Source organism: Owariibacterium komagatae, from assembly GCF_045865535.1.
In the GTDB taxonomy this organism is placed as follows: domain Bacteria; phylum Bacillota; class Clostridia; order Oscillospirales; family Ruminococcaceae; genus Ruthenibacterium; species Ruthenibacterium komagatae.
Window position 1 is genome coordinate 1171843 of record NZ_AP031406.1, and the last position, 24166, is coordinate 1196008.

Here is a 24166-nt window from a genome sequence, read left to right on the forward strand (position 1 = left end):
CTGAGGTTGCTCTTTCGCTTAAGCATTCAAAAAAACAGCAGCCGTATCCATCTGGCTGCTGTTTTTTTATGCATTTTCCTTTGACTATGTGCCTATGAAAATATATTTTCCAATATTATCCGTGCATCTTCCTTGTTCATCCTGCGAGGATTAAACGCTTGGAACAAATCCACTTCAATTTCCGCCGCCATCCTATCCAGCATCCCATTATCTGGCCGTTCGACAAAACTTGAAACCGGGCGCAGCTGCAGCATTTCATCCCGGAAGGATGTGACAGCTTGACGGACAACCATGCCGATCTGCTGCGGTGTTTCGTCGCCTGTAAACGAACATCCGAACATTTTCCCCACGGCAACCGTTTTTTCCAGGAGCACCGGGGCATTAAACTCCAAAACCCATGGAAGCGCGTAAGCACAAGCATATCCGTGCGGAATGCTGCACCGGGCACCTAGGACATGTGCTACGGAGTGCCCCGCATGCGTATGTCCGTATCGGAGCATCCAGCCGCCCAACATACTGGCCACAGCCATATGCTCCCGCGGTTTTAAGGCATCCGGATGTGACACTGCAAGAGGTAGCCATTGTATAACTGAACGGATATTCCCCTCACTGATCTGGTCTGTGGGCACAGATGCCGCCGTTGATGTGTACGATTCCACTGAGTGCGCCAAAACATCCATTCCCGTAGAAGCCGTAAGCCCTGCCGGCAGCCCCACCGTAAGCAAAGGATCCAAAATAATATACTCTGCCATTGCGTTTGTCGCCAAAATCGGACATTTAACATGTTCGGGGCTGGTGATGATCAGGCCATCCGACAATTCGCTTCCTGTACCCGCCGTCGTGGGAATCGCCACAAGACCGCCCGCTTTTTTCATTTCGCCTTTCGGCCCGGCGTAATCCATGATTTTTCCCGGATTGCAGCGCAGCAAATTGATTCCCTTTGCCGTATCGATGCTGCTTCCCCCGCCAACCGCTATTACAGCGCCACACTGTTCCGCCTTGCAGAAGGCCGCCCCTTTGTCCACGACTTCGCTGGGCGGGTCCGCCTGTACTTTATCAAAAAGCACGAACTTCACCTGTGCCTGCGTGAGGCTGTTTGTTACGCGCTCTACAATTCCCGCCTTTTTCACGCCCTCATCGCAGACTACCAGAACCTTATCCACGCCCAGGCAACGCATCAGCGCTCCTGTCTCCTGCACTTTTCCTGCACCGTACAGTATCTTGGCTTCCTGCAACAATGTAAATTCCATTTTATATCCTCCTTTCCTCATAAGTGAAGCAGCTTCGCTGCGTTTCTGTAAAACACCTTGTCCGCAAGAACAGGATCTTCCGCAAAAGCCTCTTCACAGGCCATAACAGACTGTGTAATCCCGTCGAAGGGATAATCTGTTGCAAACAACAACTTATCTTCGCCAAACAATTCAACCAGTTCCCTCATAACCTTGGCACTTTTGAACGACGTGTCTGTATACACATTTTTCCAACCGTGCTTGTGAACCGCTTGCGCCAACTCCTCGTACTCCCAGCCGCAATCTCCTCCGGCATGCGCTGGAATGAGGATGTAATCCGGATACCTCTCGATCAAGGCAAGCATATAATGCAACTCTCCATATTCCTTGGGTGCCAGAGCCTGATATTTACTTCCCGGCTTATAATAATCATTGATCCCGCAATGGGAAGTAATCGGCAATCCCAGTTCTCCAAACACCTCTACAGCTGCGTAAGTGCGTTCGTCTGTAAGAGGTACATTTTGCAAAATAGGATGCAGTTTTAACCCTTTTGCCCCCCTCATGATATCCCTTTTCAGCTTGGCCTTCATTTCCGGGATGGGGAGGCTGAAGTCCGCACTTGTAAAAGGAATCAGTCTCGGCTCCAGCTTCGATGCCGCCAGCGCTTCTTCGAAGCTGGAATTTGGCATAACAGGCAGTGACACTGCATAATCGATATGATTCTCATCCAGCGCCTTTTGGGTCGCTTCCAGGCTCCCATATTCCCATGTCCTCAGTTGCCCGGCATCAATCAGGATATTCTGCTCCTCCTGGTTTTCCGTAACCAGCGCACGGCTGTAATGATCCCGCGCCAAATCCTCAAACGGGTCCGGGTAGGGGGAAAAATGAAGTTGCGGATGGAATACGATATTTCTGCTGTCATGAAAAATATCTCCCAGATGAGTGTGGAAATCAATGATCTTTCTTTTCATATCCAAAATGCCTCTCTTTTTCATTGTTTCATACACAGCGCAGTCTGTAAAAAAGGTCCCAGCCGCGCTGGACGCGCAGCACCGGGACCTCGGCTGATCATTCTGCGTTCTTCAATCGCGCCTGGGCAATCCTGCACGCTCCCATCGCGGCATCCTCCCGGGCAATGAGCACCTCAACATTGTCATATTTCTCAGTAAAAAGCTCTTTAAAAAACTGAAAATGAAGCTTGCTCTTCACAATTGCGCTGCCCCAAGCACCCACTCGGAATGCCGGCTGCTCTGCCAAATGCAATTGCTGTACGATCGTGTCTCCCAGCGAAAAAGTATGATGCGCCGCCTCTTTGAGTATTTCAACTGCATAGGGATCCCCCTGCTCGGCCGCTTGGTCCACAACCATTGCGAGACCCGGATTTTTCCAGCACATATGTTCAATGTCGATGCACACGCCGATTAAATCTTCCTTGCGCTCCAGATGCAGCACTTCGTTGAGTTTCCCGCTGAGGATAGACGGCCTGACCCGCCCATCCATCAAAAGGCTCATATGATTCAACGCACGCATACTGATCCAGCTTCCCGAACCTTCGTCGCCAAAAATGCAGGGTGGCCAGCCGCCGCACCGTGCTGTCTGCCCTTTTTCATTGCAGCCGAATGCAATGGAACCGGTGCCGGCAATAACGACTACGCCCACTCCCCCGGTGACGGCAAATTGTGCTACCTGTGCATCATTTACACACAATACCGGACATACAAAACCGGGAAGGCCTTTGTAAATATCATCCACTACCTGCTGGTCCCGATCCGTATCCAGGCCTGTTGTCCCGCAGACAAGGTAAACGCATTCTTTGCGGGAGCCTTCGAATTCGGCCAAACATGCATCAATATTTGCATTGATCCGTTTAATTACTTCTTCACGCTCCAGGCGGTAATGCGGTGCCGGAAATCCAACGTACTCCGCAATCACGTCGCCCTCCGGCGTACAAGCCCGTACAAGATATTTCGTACCACCGCTGTCTATGCCTAAGATATATTTCATATCATCTTGCCCTGCCTTTATCTTCCGTTATTGTACTTGGTGGGACAGTTTTTTGTATACAAATCGTATGCCGGCGACCCCTCAGCCAATCCCAATAGCTCCGGTACCCGTGCCGCCAAGAGCTGTGGAAGCAGCACTGCTTCAAAAATCTGCGTGTGGTCATATCCGGTGCGCAGAGCATGCAGAACTTTTTCCCCCTGAATCGACTCATCCGTAGTCACCATATAGGCATAGGGTGAAAAATGGGCATGGCAGCGTGCCAGTTCCATCATGCGCTCCCGCTCTCCGGGCGCGTCGCTGATATAGAACACCCCGCCCAGTTCCCGGTCTGTCAGAATGATCGGTCCATGCAGGTATTCTTCGAATTCAAAGCTCATGGACGGCACTTTGATTGTCTCCAGGATTTTCAAACATCCTTCTGTAGCGGCCGCAAATGCACTGCCACATCCGACCAGGACATATTTACGAATCTGCATCAGTTCATCCTGATTTCTCTGGAACCACGCTTCCGTGCGCCGGATATTTTCTTCCATCTGAGTCACGGCAAGCTCCAGCACGCCGATCTCCGCATTGTATTTCTCCAGCCCGATCGTCCCGGCAGCTAAGGCAGCCTCCAGCGCACATATGTAAAAACAAAGTACCGACGCTGTATATCCTACCGTCTTGGGGCCTGCGAGTTCTTCTCCACAACCAATGAGCATATGATGTCTGCTGCGCCGCCGAATCTCGCATTCTGCCTCTCCAGTGATGCTGATGGATGGGTAGGCGGCAAGCTGTTCCATCGCCTGCAGCGTGTTGGTCGACGAGCCCCCCTGCGAAATAAACACGACCATGGGCCGTTCGCCTCGCAGCCTCGGGACGCGTGAAGAGGGGACTGCACATACATCTACATCCAATATCGTTTCCATATATCCTGCGGCAGCACGTTCCGCATTCAGGGAAGTGCCGCTGCCAATCAGATACAGTTTATCCGGCTTCACCGCGCAAAACAGCTTCACAAATTCTTCTGTCTGTGATTTTTTTTGTTCAAGGATCTGCCGGAGTACCGCGGGCTGGCTTTTCCAGTAATGATACATCCTATTCCCCATGAATTCATTTCTCCTTTTCAAAATCTTCCGGCAACGGCTCATCCCTTCAGGCCCGATGTGGCTATGCCTTCAACAATGTATTTTTGGAACACGAGATATACAGCTACCGGCGGAATGCCGCTGAGCAGCATCGCAGCGATTTTTACGCGGCCTTCAATCCAAGAGCCATCTCCCAGGAGACCAGCCACCAAGACGCTGACGGGCTTCCATTTGGTTCCCGCCACCAATGTCGGCCACAAAAAGGAACCCCACACCTGCATAAACTGTATGACTGTCACCGTCAGCAACGGCGTGGCCATCAGCGGCAATACCACACGCAGAAATATTTTCAAATGCCCTGCGCCGTCTATCTCACCGGCTTCTATCAGTTCATGCGGCATACTCTCTAAAAACTGCCTGATAATGAATACCGCAAATGCGGATGGAATGGACGGAATTGCGAGACCAATCAATGTATCGCTCCAGCCCAAGTTATACACAAATCGGTAAAGAGGGATGACGTAAGTGATCATCGGAAGCATCATGCTCGATAAAATGAGCATAAAAATCACATCGCGTCCCGGGAATTTGAAGCACGCCAGCTCATACGCCGCCAGAGAAGACACGATCAGCATGCCGACGATGGTCACACTCACATAGATAAGCGTCTGAAAAGTTGACGGCGCCAGATTGGTTTGCAACAACGCCTGCTTGATATTTTCGATGCCACTGGACAGCGAATTGGGATAAAACGTAGAAACAATCCCTCTGTCCGCAGTTGAAAATGTCACGCTGATCAGCTGCGTAAAGGGCAGCAGGCACACGACCAGCCAGAAAAGTGCAAATACCCAGCTGAATATCTTGGCTGCCGGAGAAGTTTTCTTCATCATAATACCGCCCCCTCAATTGTCCTTATTCTTGCGATTGCGGTAAATAATCTGGAGCAGCGTAATGGTGAAAATAATAAGCATCAGCACAAAGCCTTCTGCACACGCACGACCCAAATTGCCCGCTTTTCCCGAATATACGTTGCCCACGATTTCCATGACAGGATAACTGGCAAACGCATTCTTTCCGCCAATCACGCCCACAGCGCTGGAATTGGAAAGCACCCACGGAATGTCATAAGTTTGAATTGCCCCGATAAAGCAATTCACGACCACAAAAAACAGCACCGGCTCCAGCATTGGGATGGTGATATGAATCCACTGTTGAAATGTGCTGGCACCATCGATCATGGATGCTTCGTATAAATCGTTCGGGATATTTTTCATGCCGGCGGTCAGAATGATCATATTGAAACCAATTGCACGCCAGAGGTCAATAATGATCAGAAGCGCTGTAAAATATCCCGGTGTCAGGCGCCAGGTAACACCTTCGCCAATTCCTATTTTGGCCAGAAGCACCGCCACCAGCCCGGTATCCGCACTCATCAACCACAGCCAAACGCCCGTAGCCAGAAAGAACGGTGCAACATATGGCATAAAAAATGCGCCGCGCAGAAAATTGTGCATCCGACCGCGGAACTGATTGATTACCAGAGAAATGACTGTGGCAAAAATAAGGTTCAGCGGCACTACCAGCACCACGAAAAGTGACAGGTTTTTCAGTGAGGTCAAAAACCGTTTTCCTTGTTGCGTTTCCTGACTAAGCACGGTTTTAAAATTTTCAAGCCCGACAAAAGAAATTTCCGCATTTGTTCTGGTGGACCAATCAAAAAAGCTCATCACCAGTCCATATAGCATCGGCCATAAAATAAAAACGCCGAAAAAAATAACAAACGGCGCAAGGCCCAGATAATGCTTCCCGTACTTACGCCAGAAAGCCCTGCCTCCAATTTTCATATGATTCTGCCCCGCAACATGTTTTCCGACTGTATTTGTCATGGCGCTCTCTCCTTTTTCCCTGATTCTTCCCAGGCCCCGTCCGAATAGCCCACGGTTATGGCCAGCCTGCGAGAGGCTTTTCACAGACTGGCCATAACCGTGGGCGCGCGGCCGGGCCGCGCACCCACACAGCTTACGCAACTGGTTTATGCATTTTCATTAATCATTGCAATGGAATCCTCAGCCGCCGCCTTGGCATCTGTAAGGCTTCCATCCCAAAGCCCGAACATAGAATCAGCACAGCCTGTCTCCCACATCATATCGCAGCGGAACGGGACCGCCTGGTTCACACAATTGTTCACAATCTCGTTGCATACGCCCAACAGCCACGGCGACTCCGGATCGTTCGCAATTTCGTCCATCGCTTCATTGTTCATAACAGGGCGTCCCATCTCACGGCAGAACGTCTTCATCTGCTCGGTATCGGTGATATACATCAGGAACCCAGCTGCCGCGTCATTACGCCCCTGGTCTCCGCTGTCCACAACTCCTAACCATTCGTTGCCGTAGGAAGCACTGTACGGGCCGCCGGCCACCTGAGAAGGCATCGGAATGGCATCATATTTGAAATTGCTGTTTTCCTGGGCAGCAGCTTCCAAGTTAGGATTCAGGAACGGGCCATGTACCGTAAAGGCCAGTTTATCAGATGTAAACGCGTCTGTGGCTGCTTGGTCCAGGAACGTATAAGCCGCAGAGTACTGCCCAACTTCCTTCAGCAGCTCGTATCCGGGTTCCAATGCCTCTGCCGTAATCGTCGTTTCTCCATTCTCCCAACCGACCTTCAAATCCGGGTTGCCGCATACAAACGCGCTCGTTACCCAATCGCTGGCCGTCAGGTTGGGCAAAACATCATAACCATTTTCCTGCACGATAGCAAACTGTTCCAGCAATTCATCCATTGTTTCAGGGCGCTTGGACGTATCAATGCCGCAGGCCTCCAAAACAGTCAAATTGCGGTATAAAAGCTGACAGTTTGCAGTGAACGGAAGCCCCCAGCAGGTTCCTTCCGGATTCGTCATCAAATCCTTCATGGCATCAGCATTCAGGGCGTTTTTGTATTCTTCGGGTGCCGCATCATAATAGGGCTGAAGATTCAGGATATCCGCACTTTCCACAATGCGCTTGCCGTTCAGGAACTGGATGGCAAACATGTCTGGCAGAGAACCGCCAGCCATAAACCCAGATACAATCTCTGTGTCCGGTTTTCCAACGAAGGTGATGCTTTTCACCTCCGGATGCTGCGCGATGTATTCATCTGCCCATGTGTTGAATATCTCCGCCGCTGTTCCTACGGTCCAGTCCTGGAACAGCCACATGGTCAGTTCATACCCTTCACCGCTTCCTTGACTACCGGCCGGTTCTGCCGCTGTGCTGGAACCGGCACCAGACGTACCTCCACCGCCGCAAGCAGCAAGGCCTGCTGCCATGACCAGCACGAGCACAAGACTTAAAATCCGTTTCACCTTTTTCATCTTTTTCACCTCATTTTTATTTTCTATTGCATACGCAATACAATCCAATGCCGCATCGTTTTCTGTCCGCCAAGCCATTCTTGTGAATATTTCATATATTTTTCTTTTAAATGATGTACGAAAAAGTGTATTTTGCCTTTGCTGTCTCTATTATAACCATCTCGACATTTCAGCGGCACTATCATTAATAATAGTATTGCCGGGGTATTTCTCCTCATTGTTTTTTCATTCCCCCTCTCATTGATAGGGTAGCCTTTTTCTGCACATCAAGTCCTATTTCCGGTTGAACCGGGAGCTGGCGGAAGTTCCAGAAGAGTATAACACATGGTCATCTCCTTCAGTGGCCCTCAACTGTGTCCACGTAGTACACTCAACGCCGGAATTTCCTATTTCCGTATTGATATTTCAGCGAGATATGATGACTAGTATATAACTGTAACTGGCACACGCTTGCCTTTGTGATTGTCTCTTTACAAAGCTTACGAAAACTCTCTTCTCTACTACACCGATAGCTGAAACACGCTGTACGTTTCTTCATCTTGTTTGAAACCTCCTCGTTCTTTCTGTAAGGTGGCTGCCAAACATTTCCAGGCAGCATGGTGGTTTTTTCGGGACCAAAGGATCTGCTTGCTTCTAAAGGGAAGAACTTCGCTTGGGCATAAAATAGGCCAGCGCCTAAATGACACTGGCTTAGCGGTATTTTTGTCCCCCAGCAGCAAACCGCCGGGGCTCTGCTACCATGATAATAAGAGCGCTGTGAACGGACTTCACAGCGCTCTCGTGCATATATAAGGACAAATCGATTTACGAGCAACAGCGTAAAGCTTACAGAAGCTTCAGCTCCTGCGCCTTCTTTATCGCCAGAACTTTATTATTGACTTCCAATTTTTGATAAATATTTTTAATGTGATAACGCACCGTTGTCACCGAAATAAACAGCCTTTCCCCGATCTCTTCATGCTTGCATCCGCGTTCCAGCAGGCCGAGTATCTCTTTTTCCCTTGCAGTAAGCACAACTTTGTTAAAATTTAAGCATTCTACACGCTTTTGATATTCCTGTGCACAAAAAAGAACACGGTTCATGTATGCAGCATCAAAAACATTCTGATCTGAAATTTTTTCCAGCATGTCCAAAATATACACAGCATTTTCAGCAAAAGGCAACACGATCCCATCCGCCTGCCCAATTTCCAATGCACGGCACAACGCGGCGCATCCGGCTTCTTCTCCATGCAGCTGCTTTTGTGCCACAGCCATATAAATTGCATTGTGCAGAAGTCCCAATTGATTTTGATACGGCGCAAACTCGCGCAGCGCCATCTCGCACACCGCTTCCAGCCGAATCGCATCACCGCTCAGCATCACCGCTTTCGCATATACGGTGTGATAAAACGGCATTCCCTGGCGCAGAAAACTGGCTCCGCTCCAATCGCCGCTACGTATCCATTCCGCAATTTCACCACTGCGTCCCAGGCAGGCATTCAAATATCCGTCGCACAACGCAAACGTCGAATTGAGGACCGGATTGTTTTCCTTCAGTACTTCTTCCCGAAGGGATCCCATCAGCTGCGGGTCCCTCTCACTGGTACTGCACAGAATCTCTAACCGCGCCAGCGCAAATTGAGCGCAAACCATCAGACAGGTCTGCTTCGCCGCTTTGGCTTTATACATCGCCTTATATGCATGTAACTCCACATGGTCGAAGTCACCCGTCTCCAGAGCGTATTCCGCCAGTGCGACAGAGTCACACCCCGTGCCACAGCCATCAACGGGAGCCGTCAGACTTTCGCTGTGTTGCGCAAGATATTCTGCCGTGTGCCGCAACTTACCCTTTTCTTTATAATATCCATAGAGAAGATGCGGAGACCCGAAAGTGAATTCCTTGTGTCGCGTTACAATGCAGGAGCATCCCCCCGAGAAATACTCCATTGCTTTTTCATTGCACCGTACCATTGCCTCCAGGTCGTTATACACCACAAATGTACGAATTACATTCACTTCGCCCAAAAGGAACCGCTTATAGCCCTCGTTCAACGTCGAACCTTGAATATACCGTTCCATGGTATCCAAGTTGTCCCGGCACCGTCCCAACGCCCCCTGCTCTGTACCCATCGCGCGAATACGGATATACTGCAAATATGCAATTGGATATTTAAGGCATTGCTCCTGTGTTAGCGTATCAAAAATAGGAAAAAACCGCCGAAATTGTGTAAACTGAATATCCGGCGTATTCTCACGGTTGAATTCCGCCAAGATCATCTCTATCTCGCCTGCCTGATAGAGATATTCAAAAGCTCTTTCATACTGCCGCTCGCGCAAATACCATTCTCCGGCCCGCTTGTACAAAGGCCGAAAATCAATATTCAAAAATTTGGCCCGCAGCCCAAAAAATTCCTGCAGCAGATTCCGTATCTTATAGCTTTTATCAAACTCATTGTATACAACAAAGGTGTTTTGCTTGATCAGCCTCTGCAGAACATATCCAGCCTCCGGGTCATCCAGCACATAAAGCGCCATGGAAATCGTGAAAGCCTCCAAAAAAGACAGCCTGCAGAGCGTCTCACGCGCTTTTTCACTGAGCGTATTGTATAAATTCTGTTCAATGATATCGTTTATCGTGTCACTTTTTCCCACTGGCAAGCCGCGCTGCATCCCTTTCAGCAGCACATACACCATTGATACCCAGCCTTCTGTGTAGCTGTATATTTTTTCTACATCGTCTTCTGACAGCACACAACCTGCTATATTAAAATACCGTTGAATCTCCTCTCTGGTAAATTTCAGGGATTTTTCCGTCAAAGTAAAACACAGTTGTTTCTGATACAGCCCTGCCGCATCCAACTTTGACAAATCGCGTGTAATCAGCACAATATGCATATTCTTGATATGCTCCTGCACCACAAGCTTGATGAGCGCAAACACTCCTGGATCGTCAATCACCTGAAAATCATCCAACACCAATACCGCCGGGCGTTTATACTCATAGTCAATCAGCAGATCCACCAAATTAACACGCTTGAGTTCATCATAAGGGTAACCCATTTTTTTCAGCGCGTGGCGCAAATCGCTCTCCCGAATATTCTCCACCAAGTGGTTCCATAGATACTCCACCGAGCCGCCGCTTCCAGCCAGAGAGGCCCACACAAGATCCACTGTTTCAGCATACTGGTTCAAAAACTGGCTGACTGCCGTTGTCTTTCCATATCCAATGGGCGCATGCACGATGGACAGCGGATACAAAAAGATATTCTCCAACTTCTGATTGATCCGCCTGCGATTGAGTAGCTTTATTTTCGTCTGCAAAACAGCGCCCCCTTTGCAGCAAATTTTCCATTTTTTTATCACAATACATCAATTTGTATATTATTTTATTATACAAGGCGCAGCATGATTATTCAAGATTTCCATTTTTTCCTGACGCCAGTATAAAAACAACTGCCGGAGAAGGATTATTTCCCCGCTCCGGCAGTTGTTTTTGCACATCCCAACAATTTATTGTTGTGTGCTTTATCCTTTTCTATCCCAGCGCTGCGTTCCGTCCCGCAATTCGTCCAAAGGTCAGTGCAATCGAATGGCTTAATCCCGGAACAGTAAGCGGGTAGTCCACAGAAAAACGATTGCCCTGCACGTTTCCCGCCACGTACAGGCCCGGGATCACCTTTCCTTCCTCGTCGTAGCAGCGCGCTTCTTCATCACTTTCCAAGCCTCCCATTACCGCAATCATCGTAGCAGGGACGAATTTGGAGGCATAAAAAGGCCCTTTCTCCACCGGGAACAACCGCATGGCCCTCTTGCCATAGTCCTTGTCGTTCCCCTCTGCGCACATTCTGTTATAGCGTTCCAGCGATGCGAGTGTCTGCTCCACAGGAAGACCTGTTTTCTCTACAAGCTCTTCCAGCGTATCCGCTCGCAACAGTTTGCCGCTCGCAACAGCCTTTTCCACAAATGCAGGTGAAATATAATTGTCTATCGTAGAAAGCTTACTGTACAACGTGCCATCCTGCAATTCTTCATCGGTCACGAAAAAGCATACTGATCCATGGTTCGGATGCACTCGCCCCACTTGCTCCGGCCAATTGCTGTCCACAAATTGCCAAGCTGTTTTGTCCGGAAGATTCTCGATCTGGCTTCCAATCTGCTGCCCCGGAGCATCCTCATTCACAAAACGCATCCCTCGCGTGTTTATCAGCACAAACCCGGATGCCCCGAAAACACTTCCCATATGGTGGGCGCAGGGAGCGTGCGGGCTGTCCTGTAACTTGGCGCCGATCCACATACCCATCCGGTGCCCATCTCCCGTGTTGCTCGGGTTATGGTTTTTATCTCTTCCAAGCCATAATTGCGGTGTGTCAGCCATACCGGGGCAAAAACGGCGGAGCATCTCCGCATTGCTCATATAATCCCCCGTGGAAAGCACCACCCCTTTTCTGGCCAGCGCTTTTATGTATCTGCATTCTCCAACCTGGGCCACTGCGCCCTGCACACGTCCGTCTTTCTCCCGCAACAATTTCACAACCGGTGCCGAAAACAGGCATTGCGCCAGCCCAGTCTGCATCAGCATTTGCACATTTCCCTGAAACACTGGGATATGCGTCGGCCGAACCCAAGCGGTCGTTTGATAGCACTTAAAGCGCTCCGTACTGTTCTCAAAGTTCTCTGGTGCGGGACAGCGCCTCGGTTGTATCCAACACTTTGCTCCTTCCGGTGGAATCTCCGCCGTCGTCTTCAATACTGGGATGCCGGGATAGCCTTCCAAATACCAATCAAATGCCTCTCCTGCTTCCTCTGCCCAGCGGCGCAGAATATTCTGACTCACCTTATATGCCATATCCCGCATCAGGTCGTTGACAATCTGGACTTTATCCACATTGCGGCGGCCCCAAGTATCCGCCACACGGCTGTCCATTACGGCAAAATCGCCCGAACGTGCTTGCGGGGCTTCACATTTTTCCAGCAGAAGTACCGTACAGCCCAATTCTGCTGCGGTGCGTGCTGCAGCCACTCCCGCCAGCCCTGCACCAACTACGACTACATCCGCTTCCATTGTTTTTTCTATCTGGCTTTCTTCAATTTCCGGAGGTTGGCCCAGCCAGGCTTCACCCTCATAAAGCGATTTCTTCATCATCAACTGCTCTGTATCCACAACAGGGCACTATCCTCCTTTTTTGTGTTGATCCTGAGTGTTCAATTGAACTTTGTACTTATTATAATGGAAAGGTCCTTTTCTGAATACTATCATTATTAATAGGTTTTTACCTATTAATGATATCTTAAGTTCTATAGTGCCCTATAAAAAGTGAATGTGTAATCATATAACAAAAATGGGGAAAAGCGGCGTTAACGCTCTTCCCCATTCTTGTAAATTTCCCCAGTATATATTTTAATTCATGAAATGCTGTTACACCACTCGGATCAATCTTCAAAAGCATCAATTTACAGTCCTATTTATTGTGCTAAAAATTTATTATTATCCCTTTTGGGCAGTGACGGAGTAACGCCCGCCGTATCCTCGCCAAAACATCTCCATTCATTTTTACCAAATTACATGCCAATCAAATGATGATCCCGCAAACCAGCCATTTAATTCAACATCCACTGATTTATCGCATCAATTTATAAAGACACCCCAAACATTGCAGGTGCTTTTCACAGTCAAAATGCCATTTTCCTGTGGGGAGGTGCGCTTGTATGAAAGGGAATCCGGAAGAGAGAGCCATCGCGCTGGGCGAATATGTCGCAGAAACAGGCTCAACCGTCCGCAGTGCCGCAAAACAGTTCGGAATCAGCAAGTCCACAGTCCATAAAGATATCCCAAAAATTGCAGGTACTTTTTACAGTAAGAGCACCATTTTTTTACTGGGGGGTGTGCCTGCATGAAAGGGAATCCAGAGGAGAGAGCCGTTGCGTTGGGGCAGTATGTCGCAGAAACCGGAGCTACCGTTCGCAACGCCGCAATGCGTTTTGGAATTAGCAAGTCCACAGTTCATAAGGACTTGACACAACGTCTGAAACGACAGAATCGCGCATTACACAACAGCGTACAAAAAGCACTTCAGATAAATAAAGAGGAGCGTCATCTGCGGGACGGCGCCGCCACACGTCAGAAATATCATCCAGGTACTTGATGGCATTACCGACGCATTTGTCACAGCTTACAGCCGCTCACTTTTCTAAACTATTTCGATGCTTTGAAACGGGTTCCGCTTTTGGCAAGTTATCGATTTTGCACGGCTGACAACAGAGTTTGCTTGAGCCGCTCTTCAATTCCCGCTAACTCTACTTCCGCATTCTGACGGGCGGCGCGGCCCTCCTGCTGGATTTTGATGGTTTCTTCTATGGTAGAGATCAGATCGGCGTTGACCTTTTTCAGCGTTTCCAGATTCACGATGCCGCGTTCGGATTCTCTAGCTACTTCCACGCTGTTCTGCTTCAGCAGTTCCGCGTTTTTGGTGAGCAGCGTATTGGTGGCGTCGGTTACGCTCCTCTGCATCTGCAGTACGGTTTCCTGCCGATGCAGACCCAGGGCAATGACGATTTGGCTTTTCCAAAGCGGGATGGTGCTGAGCACGGCCGTCTGGATCTTATCCACCAGCATTTTGTCGTTATTCTGGATCAGGCGGATCTGCGGCGCCGTCTGGATGGCAATGGTCTTGCTGAGTTTCAGATCGTGGATTTTCTTTTCAAAACGGTTCACCGTATCCTCAAAGTCCCGCACCGCCTGGGCGCTCATGGGATCGCCTTTGGCTGATGCCTCCGCATGGAGCTTTGGAAGAGTGGTTTCCCGCAATTCCTTCAACTTTTCCTCGCCAGCGGCAATATAGATCTGCAGCTCCTGGAAATATTCAAGATTCTTTTCATACAGCCCGTCGAACATGGTGACGTCCTTGAGCATCTGCATCCGCGCCTGTTCCAGTTCCTGCTCGATGCGGTCGATCTGCACCTCCAGCTTTTCATACCGCTGCATAAATTTTTTGATTGCACGGGAGGCGTTCTTCAGAAAAGGGATTTTATCTAAAATGCCGTCGTCCAACTGGTCGACGCCCACATCCTTGACCTTCAAGACCAGATCCGACATCAGTTCTCCCACATAGCCGCTGTCCTTGCTGCGCACCTGCGCCAGGATGTTGTCGGAAAAGCTGGAAATATTCCGCTGCGCTCCAATGCCGTACTGAAGCGCAGTCTGGGAATCCATCAGGTCGATACTATTTTTTAACTCTTCTACCCGCTCTCTCTGCTCTGGGGTCAATTCTTCTATCTGGGTGCAGACCGTCTCCACATCCACCGGCTCCTGTTTTTGCAGGGCAGTATTCTCTTTTCCCTGCATTAAAGTATCCAAAGTAATTTCTTCTGCCATATCCTGATCATTCCTTCCTGCACTCTCTATGAGAGGGCCTTGATAATTTGATCCATGGTATTTGCGTCAGGCATCGGCGCCACCTGGGTAATCTCATTCGCAATACCCGATACGCCAAAATGCTCTGCATCCGTCGGGGTATCATACACGCCGGTACGGAACCCGTGCTTTTCCCAGGCAAGCCGCTGGATGTCCTCATCCAGCAGCGCGTCAATCCCGGCGGTCCCCGCCTCGTCCAACGCTATATATACATGGGAGGACCAGACAGTAGGCGTCGGGTACATCATCACGATATCCTCTTTTATCTGTTCCCAGGTATCCGGGTTCTCCGCCGCAAATTCCAGCAGCTGGTTTTCATAGCCGGCGATCAGGGGCTTGGCGCCCATGCCGGTTTTTAGGAACTGGTCAAACAGATCGGAGGACGAACTTTCCATATACCCCAGCTTCTGAAAGATGCTTTGAAGCCGGGGCAGGATTGCCGGGAGATTGCTTTCGTCTGCCACGCCGCCGCAGAGGGTATTGGCCAAAAGGCCGGCGAACATATTGCCGGAATTGGATTTAGTGGGATCGGTGGTGCCCACAGTGATGCTGCCGTAAAGCTGGGGAAGGCCGATATCCGCCCAAGCTGTCCCAGCTTCAATAGCCTCGGTCAGTTTGACCATATTTACTGTATACATGCCGTCGGTCTGCGAGGCGATCCCGCTGTCAACCAGCGCCTGCGCTACGGCACTGCGGGTATACAGGACAATGGGCGTATTCAGGATAATTTCGCTTTTCACCGGGTCTCCGTTGATCTGCTTATACAACTCCAGCGCCGTCTGGTTGGAAGGAAACAGGAAGTCCCGCCCTGTAGCGTCAGCGGTGATCATGTCTATGGAACCGGCTTTCGCATAGTCGATGACCAGCTTGTACCTGTCCCACAGGATGTCCTGTACTTCCTCGTCTTCCAGCAGACCGATTTTTTCGCCGCCCACATAACCGTTGATTTCGGCAACAGTCTGATTGTTGCTTATGAACACATAAGCGACGGCAGCTATGATAACCGCCGCTAAAATACCTAAGCCAATAAGTTTTGTCTTCATTTCCCGCCCTCCATTTTCAAAGTGCTCTTCAAAAGCTCAATATCCGCTTCCACATCCAGCAGCTCGCCCTGCATCAGATGGGTAAACTGCTTTTCAAAGGCTTTGTTCAGCATCGGCAGGGATTCGGCGGTTTTACAAAGGATTTCCGTAACCTCCTCCGAATGGAGTCCCGTATTTTGAAAATCCACATAACGTGCCAAAAGCTTGGCAGCCGTATCCAGGTAATAGGTAAAGAAACGGCGTGCAAGCTTGATTTTGTCCGGGTTTTCCTTGAGATAAGCAAGGATTCTTGTCCCGGTGGCGTACAAAGCCTGCGCATCCTGTTGCACGGCAGGATCCGCAATGGCCTTCACCGCCTTGTCGATGTCCGCCAGGTCTGCCTGGGCATCATCCAGAAGCTTCTGGATCTCCTCGCCGCCGGGCATGGATTCCACATCAATCCCCGCAATTTTCCGGCTGGGCTTAAGCAGGAAGAACAACCCGAAGTATATGCCGACGCAAAGCAGGATACAGACAATCAGGTTCCAATGGAGGAATAGGAATAATAATAAAAACAGGGCAGCCGCAATCAGGGCAGAAGCTATCATTCGCAGGGTATCTTTCATCAGTTATACCCCTTTACGCTCCGGAAAGCCTCCGTCAGGTTCTCCCGGCCGTCGAATACCCGGGCGTTGGTATACTGCGCCAACTCCTCCAGCTGGGTTTCGTCGGCGTCCCCGAACATGATGGAAAAGACCGGGACCTCGGTCCCAAGTTCCTCATAAGCGTCCTCAAAATCATAAAGGGAACCGCCGGACTGCCCGTCGGTCAGCAGGATAATGGCGGGAGTATACTTGGACAGATCATATTCCTTAAGCATTTCGATTCCCCGCACAGCAGCCGTGTACATATCTGTGCCGCCGCCTACATCCTGGTTTTTCACTTTATCATAGAGCGCCTCCAGTTCGCCGCCGTTGCCTTCAGCCGTATAGGTATTGATTACGCCGTCGTTAAAAGGAATCAGGATATTTACTTCATTTTCCGATGCCTGCAGGAAATTTTTCTGGGCGTTCTCCTGAATCAGCAGCTGCTCCATTGCCTGGACCAGCTGTTCGTTGCCCGTACCGCTCATGCTGCCGGAGTAATCCAGGCAGTACACGGTAAGAGAAGGTTTGCGGAAATCGGTTTGATATAAGTTCAGGCACTCAAACAGAACATCGGAAGCCGGCATTTTGATCGGCGACAGCACCCGGTCGGGCTGCAGGCCCCAGCCGGAGCGGAACACATCCTTGTTTTCCCCGGAAACGCCGGTATAGCCCGAACGGCGGCCGGTGCGCTGGATCTCATTCTGGGTTTCTCCCGACAACAGATATTCCTGCAGCTTCAAAAAAAGCTCTTCCTGTTTATCGTCGCCTTTATCCACATATCCCAGCGGGGAATCCGCAATGGACAGCCCGTCATAGGGATATACCGTATATAACGCCTCTTCCCCGCGTGCCTCCAGTTCCCTGTTGGCTTGGATAATCAGGCACTCGTAGTTGACCATGGCGTCGTAATCGCCTTCCAAAAACATATCCTTGAGCCAGTCGGAGCTGCCGGAGGAACGGTCCACCCCTGAAAGCAGTTCCTTCATCTGGGCCTTCAGGCTTTCGCTCTGCAAATCCTCTTCTGTGATGACCTCCGGGTTACCCAGAAGGGCATACAGGAAACCGATATACGCACTGGCGCCGGAATTTGACTGGGTAGCGCTGGTCATGCAGAAGCGGAGTTCCCCGCTTTGGATCGCCTCAAGCAGGTCGTTAACCGATACTTCGCGCCCTACAAACCCCAGCTCCTCTGCCAGGCTTTTGCGGATGCCGAATACTACCGGCGTGATGGATATCGACTCAGCGTGCTTGACCCGGTGCTCCGTATCACCTACCGTCAGCCACAGGCTGCTGGCCGGCCATACAGCGTCATAGGGGATTTCCTCTTCTCCCAGCAGGCGCATGATATCCAGAGACCCCTGGTAGGTCATTTCGATGCGTATATTTTCCTGTTTTGCAAACTCCTCCAAGATCGGCTCCAGCTCTGCGTTTTCCGATCCGGAAATGATGCGCAGCACCGAGCTGCCATTGCCTAAAACCGTGTCCGCTTCACCGCTGTCTGTTCCCACAAAATCACAGCCGCCAAATATGGTTAATATAACGGACAGCATAAGCAACAAAGCGGCAAAACGCTTGATTTGTCTCATAAACAGATCCCCTCCCGGCTGATTCTCTCGATATCAATAAAGGGCTTACACTAATCCCATTTTAAAGATAGTACATTTTTATCTTACTTTACACTCTGTAAAAGTATCTACCACAACAACATAAAACCTGTGTAAAATTTGTGTTATATCTTTATTGACCACTTTAGCCTTCGGATATATTTTTTCGGATAATCTTTGCTGAAATCATGGAGAAACAAATGCAAAAGGAGAAGGCCGTGAATTACGTTTTATTGCCGAAGGTCTGGACGCTTAGAAAACAAATGCGGGACAGCATAGCAGGGTTACCATGCTGTCCCGCATAGATTGAATTACTGTTTTCCATGTGCGCAAGCAACCAGATTTCCTGCCCGCGCAGCTAAAGAACTTAAAGCTATTTAGCGGTGCCTTTCCGCTTGAAGAGGGTTAGAATCACAAGAATCGCACTCGCCGCGAAAACAAGCAGCCAGACGGTTATATTGGCGGCATCCCCCGTTTCCGGAACTTCTGATGGAGTCTCGCCATCCGGATTTTCCGATTCGCCGGGCTTTTCAGTATCATCAGGCGTCTCCAGGCTGCTCAGTATCTCCTAGTTCTTCAGACGGCACTTTGATGAATTCAGCCAGTATCTGCATATCTCCCGTAATGTAAGCCCCATATATCATAAGCTCACCGGTAAAAACAGATTAGTCTACGGCTTTTATCTCGATTTTACAAAGCCTTAACCAAACAAAGGTAGACTCTTAATCCAAACTATAGTATTATAAAATAAATATGTATATCAAATTATAAGACGGTGCTATGCAGGACTTTTTTTCTAACTGCTCTTGGCCTGCTTTTTATTAATATAGAGGTTGGATATGAAAGACGTCATCCTTTACGGCAGCCAATATGGCAGCACATACCGGTATGCGCAAAAGTTGTCCGAACAAACCGGCATTCCCGCAGTCAGTTACAAAGACGCACCGGCTCTTTCGGACAAAAAAATAATCGTTTATCTGGGCGGCCTGTATGCCGGCGGCATCCTGGGCCTTATGAAAACCCTGCGGGGCTTTTCTCTTCGGGATGGGCAAAAGCTGCTTATCGTTACCGTAGGGCTGGCCGACCCCAACGAACCGGAAAACCAGAACAACATCCGCGCTTCTCTGCAAAGGCAACTCCCCGCCAGATTGCTTGACCGGGCGAAGGTTTTTTATCTTCGCGGCGGGATCGATTATCAAAAGCTCTCGTTCGGTCACCGGACGATGATGAAGCTGCTGTACCAATCCCTGCGCCGGACTCCCCTTGAAAAACAAACGGCGGAAGACCGGGCGCTCATAGAGACCTATGGAAAGCAGGTAGATTTTACAGACTTCGGCGTACTGGAACCGATTATTTGGGAAATCCAGAGGGAAACAAAATAAACAAGACAATGAAAAACATCCTGAAAATTTTTTTGGTCGGCCTTGCCACCACCGTCGTCCGCATCATTGGGCAGCTTTCCATCCCGGCTAGCGAGCAAACGGTCCTGGCACCCAGTATTTTCGCACAAAACGGCACCATGCCGCTGGCTTTTACTGTTTACGGTATTTTTGCTTACTCCCTGATTGCCGCGTTGTTCCTGCTCATCCGGACGAGAATAGGTGGGAATCGGATTTTGCAGGGGCTGAAGCAGGCCTTTCCTGCTGTGTCGTATGGATCGTTTATCTTTTAGAGCCACTGCCGCATGTGGCGCCTCTGGACCGGATTACCTACCCGATAGCTGACAGCTTGGCGCTGATCGTTATGGGCCTGCTGCTGGGGCGGCTGTTTGGGAATCCCGCACAGCAGGCAGATAAAGAGAATCTGCCTTTTCCCATTCTCCCTGTGCCAACCGTGACCGCCTGCTTTTTTGCAGGACGGATGCTACAATATCTCTTCCTTGACATTTACTTTTCCTTTGATGAGAAGCCATTGGAAACAGTGCTGTGATGTTTGTTGACAGGTATTGCAACCCCCTGCGTGATGGTATGGCTGAATCGGTATGTGGACAGCGGCGGCCGGATAAAGCGGGCGCTCATCCTGGGCGGCCTGCTGTTTGGAGTGAATTTAGTTCTCTTTAACTTCTTTATGCCGCTGACATTCCCGACCTAATCCTTCGCAGCTTCATCGATATCCTGGCGGTAACGGTCGGATGTTTGTCATTTTCAAATCAAGAAAATGCAAATCCAGCAGACTGGGGGTAAGGACAATGCAGGAAAAGCGAAGCATGCGATTTGGAAAATGGCTGCTGAAAGCTATCGTATCCTATGCGGTATTTATTGCCGCCGGCCTGCTGCTCTCCTTTGTACCGGCCAGGCGGCTTGGATTATCCGAAGAAATGTTTTTGAATTTGCGGATGTTCTTCATGCTGTTCGGGCCGATTTACCTGACACTCTTTGTTAAAATTATTCTTACTTTCATCGCTGCGGCAAAACGCCGGGAACCGGACGTCTCCGAGAGAAGCCGGGGAATCCTGTTCGCTGTCACCGCCCTGCTGCTGTTTGCCAACCTGTCCAACGCACAAACGGTTTCCGACCTTGCGTCCGGAACTATCCAAGGCAAAGGACTGCGGAACCTTGAAAGAAGCAAACGGTATTCCCTGAAGGGAAAGCGGTTTCTGAACGTCTTTCTGCCGGTGGGCTTCTACCTGCTGATTTTGGAGCTGCTGACACTGCTGGTCTGTATCGTCACCTTTGCCCCATTGCCAAGAGCTGCAAGCAACGCATTCATTTTTACGATTGCCCTGACCGCCTTACTTTTTCTCCTGCCTCCCCTCATTCTTTCTTTTATCTCCGGTTATCAGGGAGACAAGGCAAAGCACGAAAATAAGCGAGCACAGGAAAAGCAGAAGGCCGTCCAGTCAGATGTTCTGGTGCTGGAAACTGATCTGAATCGCCGGAAACGATATCTCCGGCTGCCGAAGATACTGGCTCTGCTGATCTGCCCCGGCGTTTGCCTAACTTCGGGATTTGTGCTTGCTCTCACCAAGAACTCCCAGGAGCTTTTATCCGTCCGGCTGCTGAGGATACCGTTTTTGGCGTTGATGGCTGCTGCTGTTTTTTTGTTTATTCCTCTGCTGATGTATTGGGCCAACTGCTCTGGCACTTCCTTAGTGCAGCGGGTTTATCTTACACAGAACCAGCTGTACTATACCGGATACAGCGGCAGCATGGAAGAGCGGGTGGAATTCACATTTACCTTACTCCGGCTGGAGAGCTATCATATTGGCAAGCGTTCCATTCGTGTCCATGGTCAGTTTACCAAAAAAACAAGGGACGCCTATGGCTCCAGCCAGAAAAAGCCATTCACCAAAACATTGTGGCTCCCCCGTACTTTCCCCATAGATCAGGAACAGGCTCTGCTATACTTTTTGCAGAATCAGGCAGCAGAAAATGTCTCTTGAGCCCCCTTGCCCTATTTTCGGCGGCTGTGGCTTGCCCCTGAAAAACGATATCCCTTAGATCAGGAAAAGAAAGAAAAAGGTGAACAGGAGGTGAATTCGATGTACAAAACGATGGTAGTCAAATATTCTCCCAAGGCAAAGGAAATGGCCGCCAAAGTAGAGGAAACGGCCAACAAAATGGAACAGGAAGGATTTGAACTTGTGTCCTGCTCCATCACGCCCTCTTCCAAAGGCATCCTGGTATTTAGAAAACCCGGAGAATCGGAGCCGGAAAAGTGAGTCTTTCCTGTTGCAAAGTACAAAAGCACTTAGAATCGCGTGGTTCTAAGTGCTTTTTCCTGTTATGTCTCTCAAAGCCGCATCCTGCCGATCCTTTGATTCCTCCAAGTCCTTGAAATCTCCCAGGTCGGTCAGCCGAACCCCGGAAGCGTCAACCTTGGCATCCGGGTTTTCCTGCTGCCCCCGGATGGTAGCGGGAATTTCACCGTCCAGCTGACCGCGTATATTCTCGGCCCGCAGCAGGCAGACCTGTTCCAGCGTATCCACCGCCAGCTGGTGGTCTTCATAGGAACAAAACACCGTGGGATCCTTCTGCACATACGGAGCAATCAGCTTTTCCGTCTGCCGGAGGGTGACTGCAAATTGTCCGCTTTCAAAATATTCCGAAAGGAGTTTGTTGAAATAGGCGTGATAGCGGGCAAAGTACTCATCGTGCTTCATCAGGTTGTGGTAAAGCGGGCGGCTTAGCATAACCTCCCCTTCCGCCGGGGTGTTAATGGGGTAGTTGATGAGAATGTTGGGATCTTTGATAGGGTCGGTCATCCCCAGAGCATAGGTGCCGAAGGCCAGGTTATAATCCCATGGAAGGATGCTGAGGATCCCGTCCTCCTCATACAAAAAATAATTGTGCCCGGTATAGCCCAGATAGCTGTCCCAGTTCATCACAAAGACCTGCACGGTGAAATACCGCAGCACCTCGTCCACATTGACGGCGATTTCCAGGTTTTCACCGGTGGACAGGGTTTTCAGCGCCTCGATCACCCGTTTCTGATCGGCTTCCGATCCCTTGAATTTGGCGTTTTCAAAGATACCGGGATAGCTGTCCGGGTTATCGTCGATATATTGCAGCGCCACGTCGGCGTTTTCCGCGTTCAGGGAATGGTAATCCGGCTTGTACAGCTTCCCGTGATCATTCCCGAAATTCCGTCTGGCAAAGGCTTCCTCCGGCTCCTCTACCGCCAGAAACAGCCCCCAGTCCTCCCCATTGACCGTCACCCAGGCATAGCTGCAAAGCGGGGTCGGGACTTCCATGAACGCCATCATGTCGTAGACCATATAGGTTTTCAGATAGCTGTTATCCTGAAAGGAAGCGTCCAGGGAAAATTTATCCAGCCCATAATAATTCCCGCCGTCCAGGAACTGGTCGAATTCCAGCTTGAGGCTGTAACGGGAAAGCCCGTATTCCTCCGTCAGCCGGAGGGAATTGTTGCCCTTGGCCCGCAGGCCGATATTATGAAATGCTTCCCCGTCGATTTTGACGGTGCAGGCCGCATATTCTTCGCCTTCGGCGTCCTCGATAAAAGCGCCCCAGTCCGCAATTTGGATATCAATGGTGTGTACCCGGCTGTCGTCAAACAGCCGGGTCACATATCCCGGGTTGGCGCTGGCTTTGGGAATCCCCAGCTGTTCTCCGAACATCAGCAATATTGTCAGCAGGGCGGCCAAAACCGCCGCACCGATGCAGATCCAGTCGATATACTTATGCTTTACCATCGCCTTATCCCATATAGTCGCCGTTGTAGGAGACCAGCACTACCCGGGACACACCCGACATAGCCTCCAGCTCGTTAACAAAGGCGCTGCTGTCCTCTTTCAGGCGGACTTCATAGTTGAGTTCCACACAGCCGCCGTCCACGCTTTTGCTCTTGAGGTTCAGCCGCCTGACCTGAGATTTGACAAAAAGCCGCGCCTGTTCCTCAATCCCGCTGTTTTCACAGTGCACCACCAAGATATAGGGGGAATCCACCGTCTTCTTTTTGGAGAAAGCAACCAGCACCACCCCGATGAAGATGCTGCCGAATACCGCCAGCGGAATCAGGCCGGCGGCCAGCACAATACCCACCGCAATGGCCCAGAACAGGAAAGCGATATCCATCGGTTCCTTGATAGCGGTGCGGAACCGGACAATGGACAGAGCGCCCACCATGCCTAGAGACAGCACGATGTTGCTCACCACCGTCATAATCAGCAGGGTGGTAATAAGCGACAGAGCAATCAGCGTCACGCCGAAGCTGGCCGAATACATTACGCCGCTGTAGCTCTTTTTATAGATGAAAAAGATAAACAATCCCAGCAGAAAGGCCAATACCATGGCAATCACCATGTCCAGTATGGAGATGCTGGCGATATTCTCCAGAAAGCTGGATTTGAAAATATCCTGAAAGGTCATAAGGCCCTTCC

General features: G+C 50.1%; 22 protein-coding genes. 7 read left to right on the top strand and 15 right to left on the bottom strand.

Annotated elements, in window-relative coordinates:
• Nucleotides 1-92 precede the first annotated feature (92 nt).
• The 9 genes from ACKTS9_RS05870 to ACKTS9_RS05910 form a co-directional block, all read right to left on the bottom strand.
• Nucleotides 93-1250, bottom strand: coding sequence for an iron-containing alcohol dehydrogenase (locus ACKTS9_RS05870; protein WP_349217242.1), 1158 nt, complete (start codon nucleotides 1248-1250; stop codon nucleotides 93-95).
• 17 nt (nucleotides 1251-1267) lie between these two features.
• The gene (locus ACKTS9_RS05875) at nucleotides 1268-2200 is read right to left on the bottom strand and encodes an amidohydrolase family protein (RefSeq protein WP_349217243.1); all 933 of its coding nucleotides are present in this window, start codon (nucleotides 2198-2200) and stop codon (nucleotides 1268-1270) included.
• 97 nt (nucleotides 2201-2297) lie between these two features.
• On the bottom strand, nucleotides 2298-3233 hold the full coding sequence (locus ACKTS9_RS05880) for a BadF/BadG/BcrA/BcrD ATPase family protein (protein ID WP_349217244.1): 936 nt from the start codon (nucleotides 3231-3233) through the stop codon (nucleotides 2298-2300).
• A 17-nt stretch (nucleotides 3234-3250) separates the two neighbouring features.
• Nucleotides 3251-4321, bottom strand: a complete 1071-nt coding sequence (locus ACKTS9_RS05885) for an SIS domain-containing protein (RefSeq protein WP_349217245.1) — start codon at nucleotides 4319-4321, stop codon at nucleotides 3251-3253.
• Nucleotides 4322-4359: 38 nt separating this feature from the next.
• On the bottom strand, nucleotides 4360-5190 hold the full coding sequence (locus ACKTS9_RS05890; RefSeq protein WP_349217246.1) for a carbohydrate ABC transporter permease: 831 nt from the start codon (nucleotides 5188-5190) through the stop codon (nucleotides 4360-4362).
• Between the two features lie 12 nt (nucleotides 5191-5202).
• Nucleotides 5203-6186: a carbohydrate ABC transporter permease gene (locus tag ACKTS9_RS05895; protein WP_349217247.1), complete on the bottom strand. Its 984-nt coding sequence runs from the start codon at nucleotides 6184-6186 to the stop codon at nucleotides 5203-5205.
• 146 nt (nucleotides 6187-6332) lie between these two features.
• Nucleotides 6333-7658, bottom strand: a complete 1326-nt coding sequence (locus ACKTS9_RS05900; RefSeq protein WP_407879510.1) for an extracellular solute-binding protein — start codon at nucleotides 7656-7658, stop codon at nucleotides 6333-6335.
• A gap of 825 nt (nucleotides 7659-8483) precedes the next feature.
• Nucleotides 8484-10961, bottom strand: a complete 2478-nt coding sequence (locus tag ACKTS9_RS05905; RefSeq protein WP_407879512.1) for a LuxR C-terminal-related transcriptional regulator — start codon at nucleotides 10959-10961, stop codon at nucleotides 8484-8486.
• A gap of 214 nt (nucleotides 10962-11175) precedes the next feature.
• Nucleotides 11176-12801, bottom strand: a complete 1626-nt coding sequence (locus ACKTS9_RS05910) for an FAD-dependent oxidoreductase (protein WP_407879514.1) — start codon at nucleotides 12799-12801, stop codon at nucleotides 11176-11178.
• Between the two features lie 545 nt (nucleotides 12802-13346).
• Here ACKTS9_RS05910 and ACKTS9_RS05915 point away from each other — a divergent pair.
• Together ACKTS9_RS05915 and ACKTS9_RS05920 are read left to right on the top strand one after the other, a co-directional pair.
• Complete coding sequence (locus ACKTS9_RS05915; protein WP_407879516.1) at nucleotides 13347-13535, top strand: sporulation transcriptional regulator SpoIIID; 189 nt, start codon at nucleotides 13347-13349, stop codon at nucleotides 13533-13535.
• Nucleotides 13532-13783, top strand: coding sequence for a sporulation transcriptional regulator SpoIIID (locus ACKTS9_RS05920; RefSeq protein ID WP_407879518.1), 252 nt, complete (start codon nucleotides 13532-13534; stop codon nucleotides 13781-13783). The genes ACKTS9_RS05915 and ACKTS9_RS05920 overlap by 4 nt, the downstream gene beginning before the upstream one ends.
• A gap of 89 nt (nucleotides 13784-13872) precedes the next feature.
• On the opposite strand, the gene ACKTS9_RS05925 is transcribed toward ACKTS9_RS05920, so the two are convergent.
• Genes ACKTS9_RS05925 through ACKTS9_RS05940 form a run of 4 tightly spaced genes read right to left on the bottom strand, consistent with a single transcriptional unit; the run spans nucleotide 13873 to nucleotide 18306 of the window.
• Nucleotides 13873-15012 carry a toxic anion resistance protein gene (locus ACKTS9_RS05925; RefSeq protein ID WP_407879520.1) on the bottom strand — a complete coding sequence of 380 codons (1140 nt, stop codon included), beginning with the start codon at nucleotides 15010-15012 and terminating at the stop codon, nucleotides 13873-13875.
• A gap of 26 nt (nucleotides 15013-15038) precedes the next feature.
• Nucleotides 15039-16094, bottom strand: coding sequence for a hypothetical protein (locus ACKTS9_RS05930; RefSeq protein WP_407879522.1), 1056 nt, complete (start codon nucleotides 16092-16094; stop codon nucleotides 15039-15041).
• Nucleotides 16091-16699, bottom strand: a complete 609-nt coding sequence (locus tag ACKTS9_RS05935; RefSeq protein ID WP_407879524.1) for a 5-bromo-4-chloroindolyl phosphate hydrolysis family protein — start codon at nucleotides 16697-16699, stop codon at nucleotides 16091-16093. Before ACKTS9_RS05935 ends, ACKTS9_RS05930 begins: the two co-directional genes overlap by 4 nt.
• Nucleotides 16699-18306 carry a vWA domain-containing protein gene (locus ACKTS9_RS05940; protein WP_407879526.1) on the bottom strand — a complete coding sequence of 536 codons (1608 nt, stop codon included), beginning with the start codon at nucleotides 18304-18306 and terminating at the stop codon, nucleotides 16699-16701. The genes ACKTS9_RS05935 and ACKTS9_RS05940 overlap by 1 nt, the downstream gene beginning before the upstream one ends.
• An 857-nt stretch (nucleotides 18307-19163) precedes the next feature.
• Here ACKTS9_RS05940 and ACKTS9_RS05945 point away from each other — a divergent pair.
• The 5 genes from ACKTS9_RS05945 (at nucleotide 19164) to ACKTS9_RS05965 (ending at nucleotide 21985) form a co-directional block, all read left to right on the top strand.
• Nucleotides 19164-19706, top strand: coding sequence for a flavodoxin domain-containing protein (locus tag ACKTS9_RS05945; RefSeq protein WP_407879528.1), 543 nt, complete (start codon nucleotides 19164-19166; stop codon nucleotides 19704-19706).
• Entirely contained in the window at nucleotides 19679-19996 is a 318-nt protein-coding gene (locus ACKTS9_RS05950) for a hypothetical protein (RefSeq protein ID WP_407879530.1), read from the top strand. The genes ACKTS9_RS05945 and ACKTS9_RS05950 overlap by 28 nt, the downstream gene beginning before the upstream one ends.
• A 14-nt stretch (nucleotides 19997-20010) precedes the next feature.
• A complete protein-coding gene (locus ACKTS9_RS05955) occupies nucleotides 20011-20253 on the top strand; it encodes a hypothetical protein (protein ID WP_407879532.1) in 243 nt (80 codons plus the stop codon).
• Nucleotides 20254-20530: 277 nt separating this feature from the next.
• Complete coding sequence (locus ACKTS9_RS05960) at nucleotides 20531-21706, top strand: hypothetical protein (RefSeq protein WP_349216593.1); 1176 nt, start codon at nucleotides 20531-20533, stop codon at nucleotides 21704-21706.
• Nucleotides 21707-21805: 99 nt separating this feature from the next.
• Nucleotides 21806-21985 (top strand): hypothetical protein, encoded by a 180-nt coding sequence (locus tag ACKTS9_RS05965; protein ID WP_349216592.1) that lies wholly within the window; start codon nucleotides 21806-21808, stop codon nucleotides 21983-21985.
• A 45-nt stretch (nucleotides 21986-22030) separates the two neighbouring features.
• Here ACKTS9_RS05965 and ACKTS9_RS05970 read toward each other — a convergent pair whose 3' ends face one another.
• Together ACKTS9_RS05970 and ACKTS9_RS05975 are read right to left on the bottom strand one after the other, a co-directional pair.
• Nucleotides 22031-23479: a CotH kinase family protein gene (locus ACKTS9_RS05970; protein ID WP_407879535.1), complete on the bottom strand. Its 1449-nt coding sequence runs from the start codon at nucleotides 23477-23479 to the stop codon at nucleotides 22031-22033.
• 4 nt (nucleotides 23480-23483) lie between these two features.
• Complete coding sequence (locus ACKTS9_RS05975) at nucleotides 23484-24155, bottom strand: DUF4956 domain-containing protein (protein ID WP_407879537.1); 672 nt, start codon at nucleotides 24153-24155, stop codon at nucleotides 23484-23486.
• Between the last annotated feature and the right edge of the window lie 11 nt (nucleotides 24156-24166).

Coding starts and splice junctions, on each gene's coding strand:
- ACKTS9_RS05870 (WP_349217242.1), bottom strand. CDS start 1,250: ATGGAATTTACATTGTTGCAGGAAGCCAAGATACTGTACGGTGCAGGA.
- ACKTS9_RS05875 (WP_349217243.1), bottom strand. CDS start 2,200: ATGAAAAGAAAGATCATTGATTTCCACACTCATCTGGGAGATATTTTT.
- ACKTS9_RS05880 (WP_349217244.1), bottom strand. CDS start 3,233: ATGAAATATATCTTAGGCATAGACAGCGGTGGTACGAAATATCTTGTA.
- ACKTS9_RS05885 (WP_349217245.1), bottom strand. CDS start 4,321: ATGGGGAATAGGATGTATCATTACTGGAAAAGCCAGCCCGCGGTACTC.
- ACKTS9_RS05890 (WP_349217246.1), bottom strand. CDS start 5,190: ATGATGAAGAAAACTTCTCCGGCAGCCAAGATATTCAGCTGGGTATTT.
- ACKTS9_RS05895 (WP_349217247.1), bottom strand. CDS start 6,186: ATGACAAATACAGTCGGAAAACATGTTGCGGGGCAGAATCATATGAAA.
- ACKTS9_RS05900 (WP_407879510.1), bottom strand. CDS start 7,658: ATGAAAAAGGTGAAACGGATTTTAAGTCTTGTGCTCGTGCTGGTCATG.
- ACKTS9_RS05915 (WP_407879516.1), top strand. CDS start 13,347: ATGAAAGGGAATCCGGAAGAGAGAGCCATCGCGCTGGGCGAATATGTC.
- ACKTS9_RS05920 (WP_407879518.1), top strand. CDS start 13,532: ATGAAAGGGAATCCAGAGGAGAGAGCCGTTGCGTTGGGGCAGTATGTC.
- ACKTS9_RS05925 (WP_407879520.1), bottom strand. CDS start 15,012: ATGGCAGAAGAAATTACTTTGGATACTTTAATGCAGGGAAAAGAGAAT.
- ACKTS9_RS05930 (WP_407879522.1), bottom strand. CDS start 16,094: ATGAAGACAAAACTTATTGGCTTAGGTATTTTAGCGGCGGTTATCATA.
- ACKTS9_RS05935 (WP_407879524.1), bottom strand. CDS start 16,699: ATGAAAGATACCCTGCGAATGATAGCTTCTGCCCTGATTGCGGCTGCC.
- ACKTS9_RS05940 (WP_407879526.1), bottom strand. CDS start 18,306: ATGAGACAAATCAAGCGTTTTGCCGCTTTGTTGCTTATGCTGTCCGTT.
- ACKTS9_RS05945 (WP_407879528.1), top strand. CDS start 19,164: ATGAAAGACGTCATCCTTTACGGCAGCCAATATGGCAGCACATACCGG.
- ACKTS9_RS05960 (WP_349216593.1), top strand. CDS start 20,531: ATGCGATTTGGAAAATGGCTGCTGAAAGCTATCGTATCCTATGCGGTA.
- ACKTS9_RS05965 (WP_349216592.1), top strand. CDS start 21,806: ATGTACAAAACGATGGTAGTCAAATATTCTCCCAAGGCAAAGGAAATG.
- ACKTS9_RS05970 (WP_407879535.1), bottom strand. CDS start 23,479: ATGGTAAAGCATAAGTATATCGACTGGATCTGCATCGGTGCGGCGGTT.
- ACKTS9_RS05975 (WP_407879537.1), bottom strand. CDS start 24,155: ATGACCTTTCAGGATATTTTCAAATCCAGCTTTCTGGAGAATATCGCC.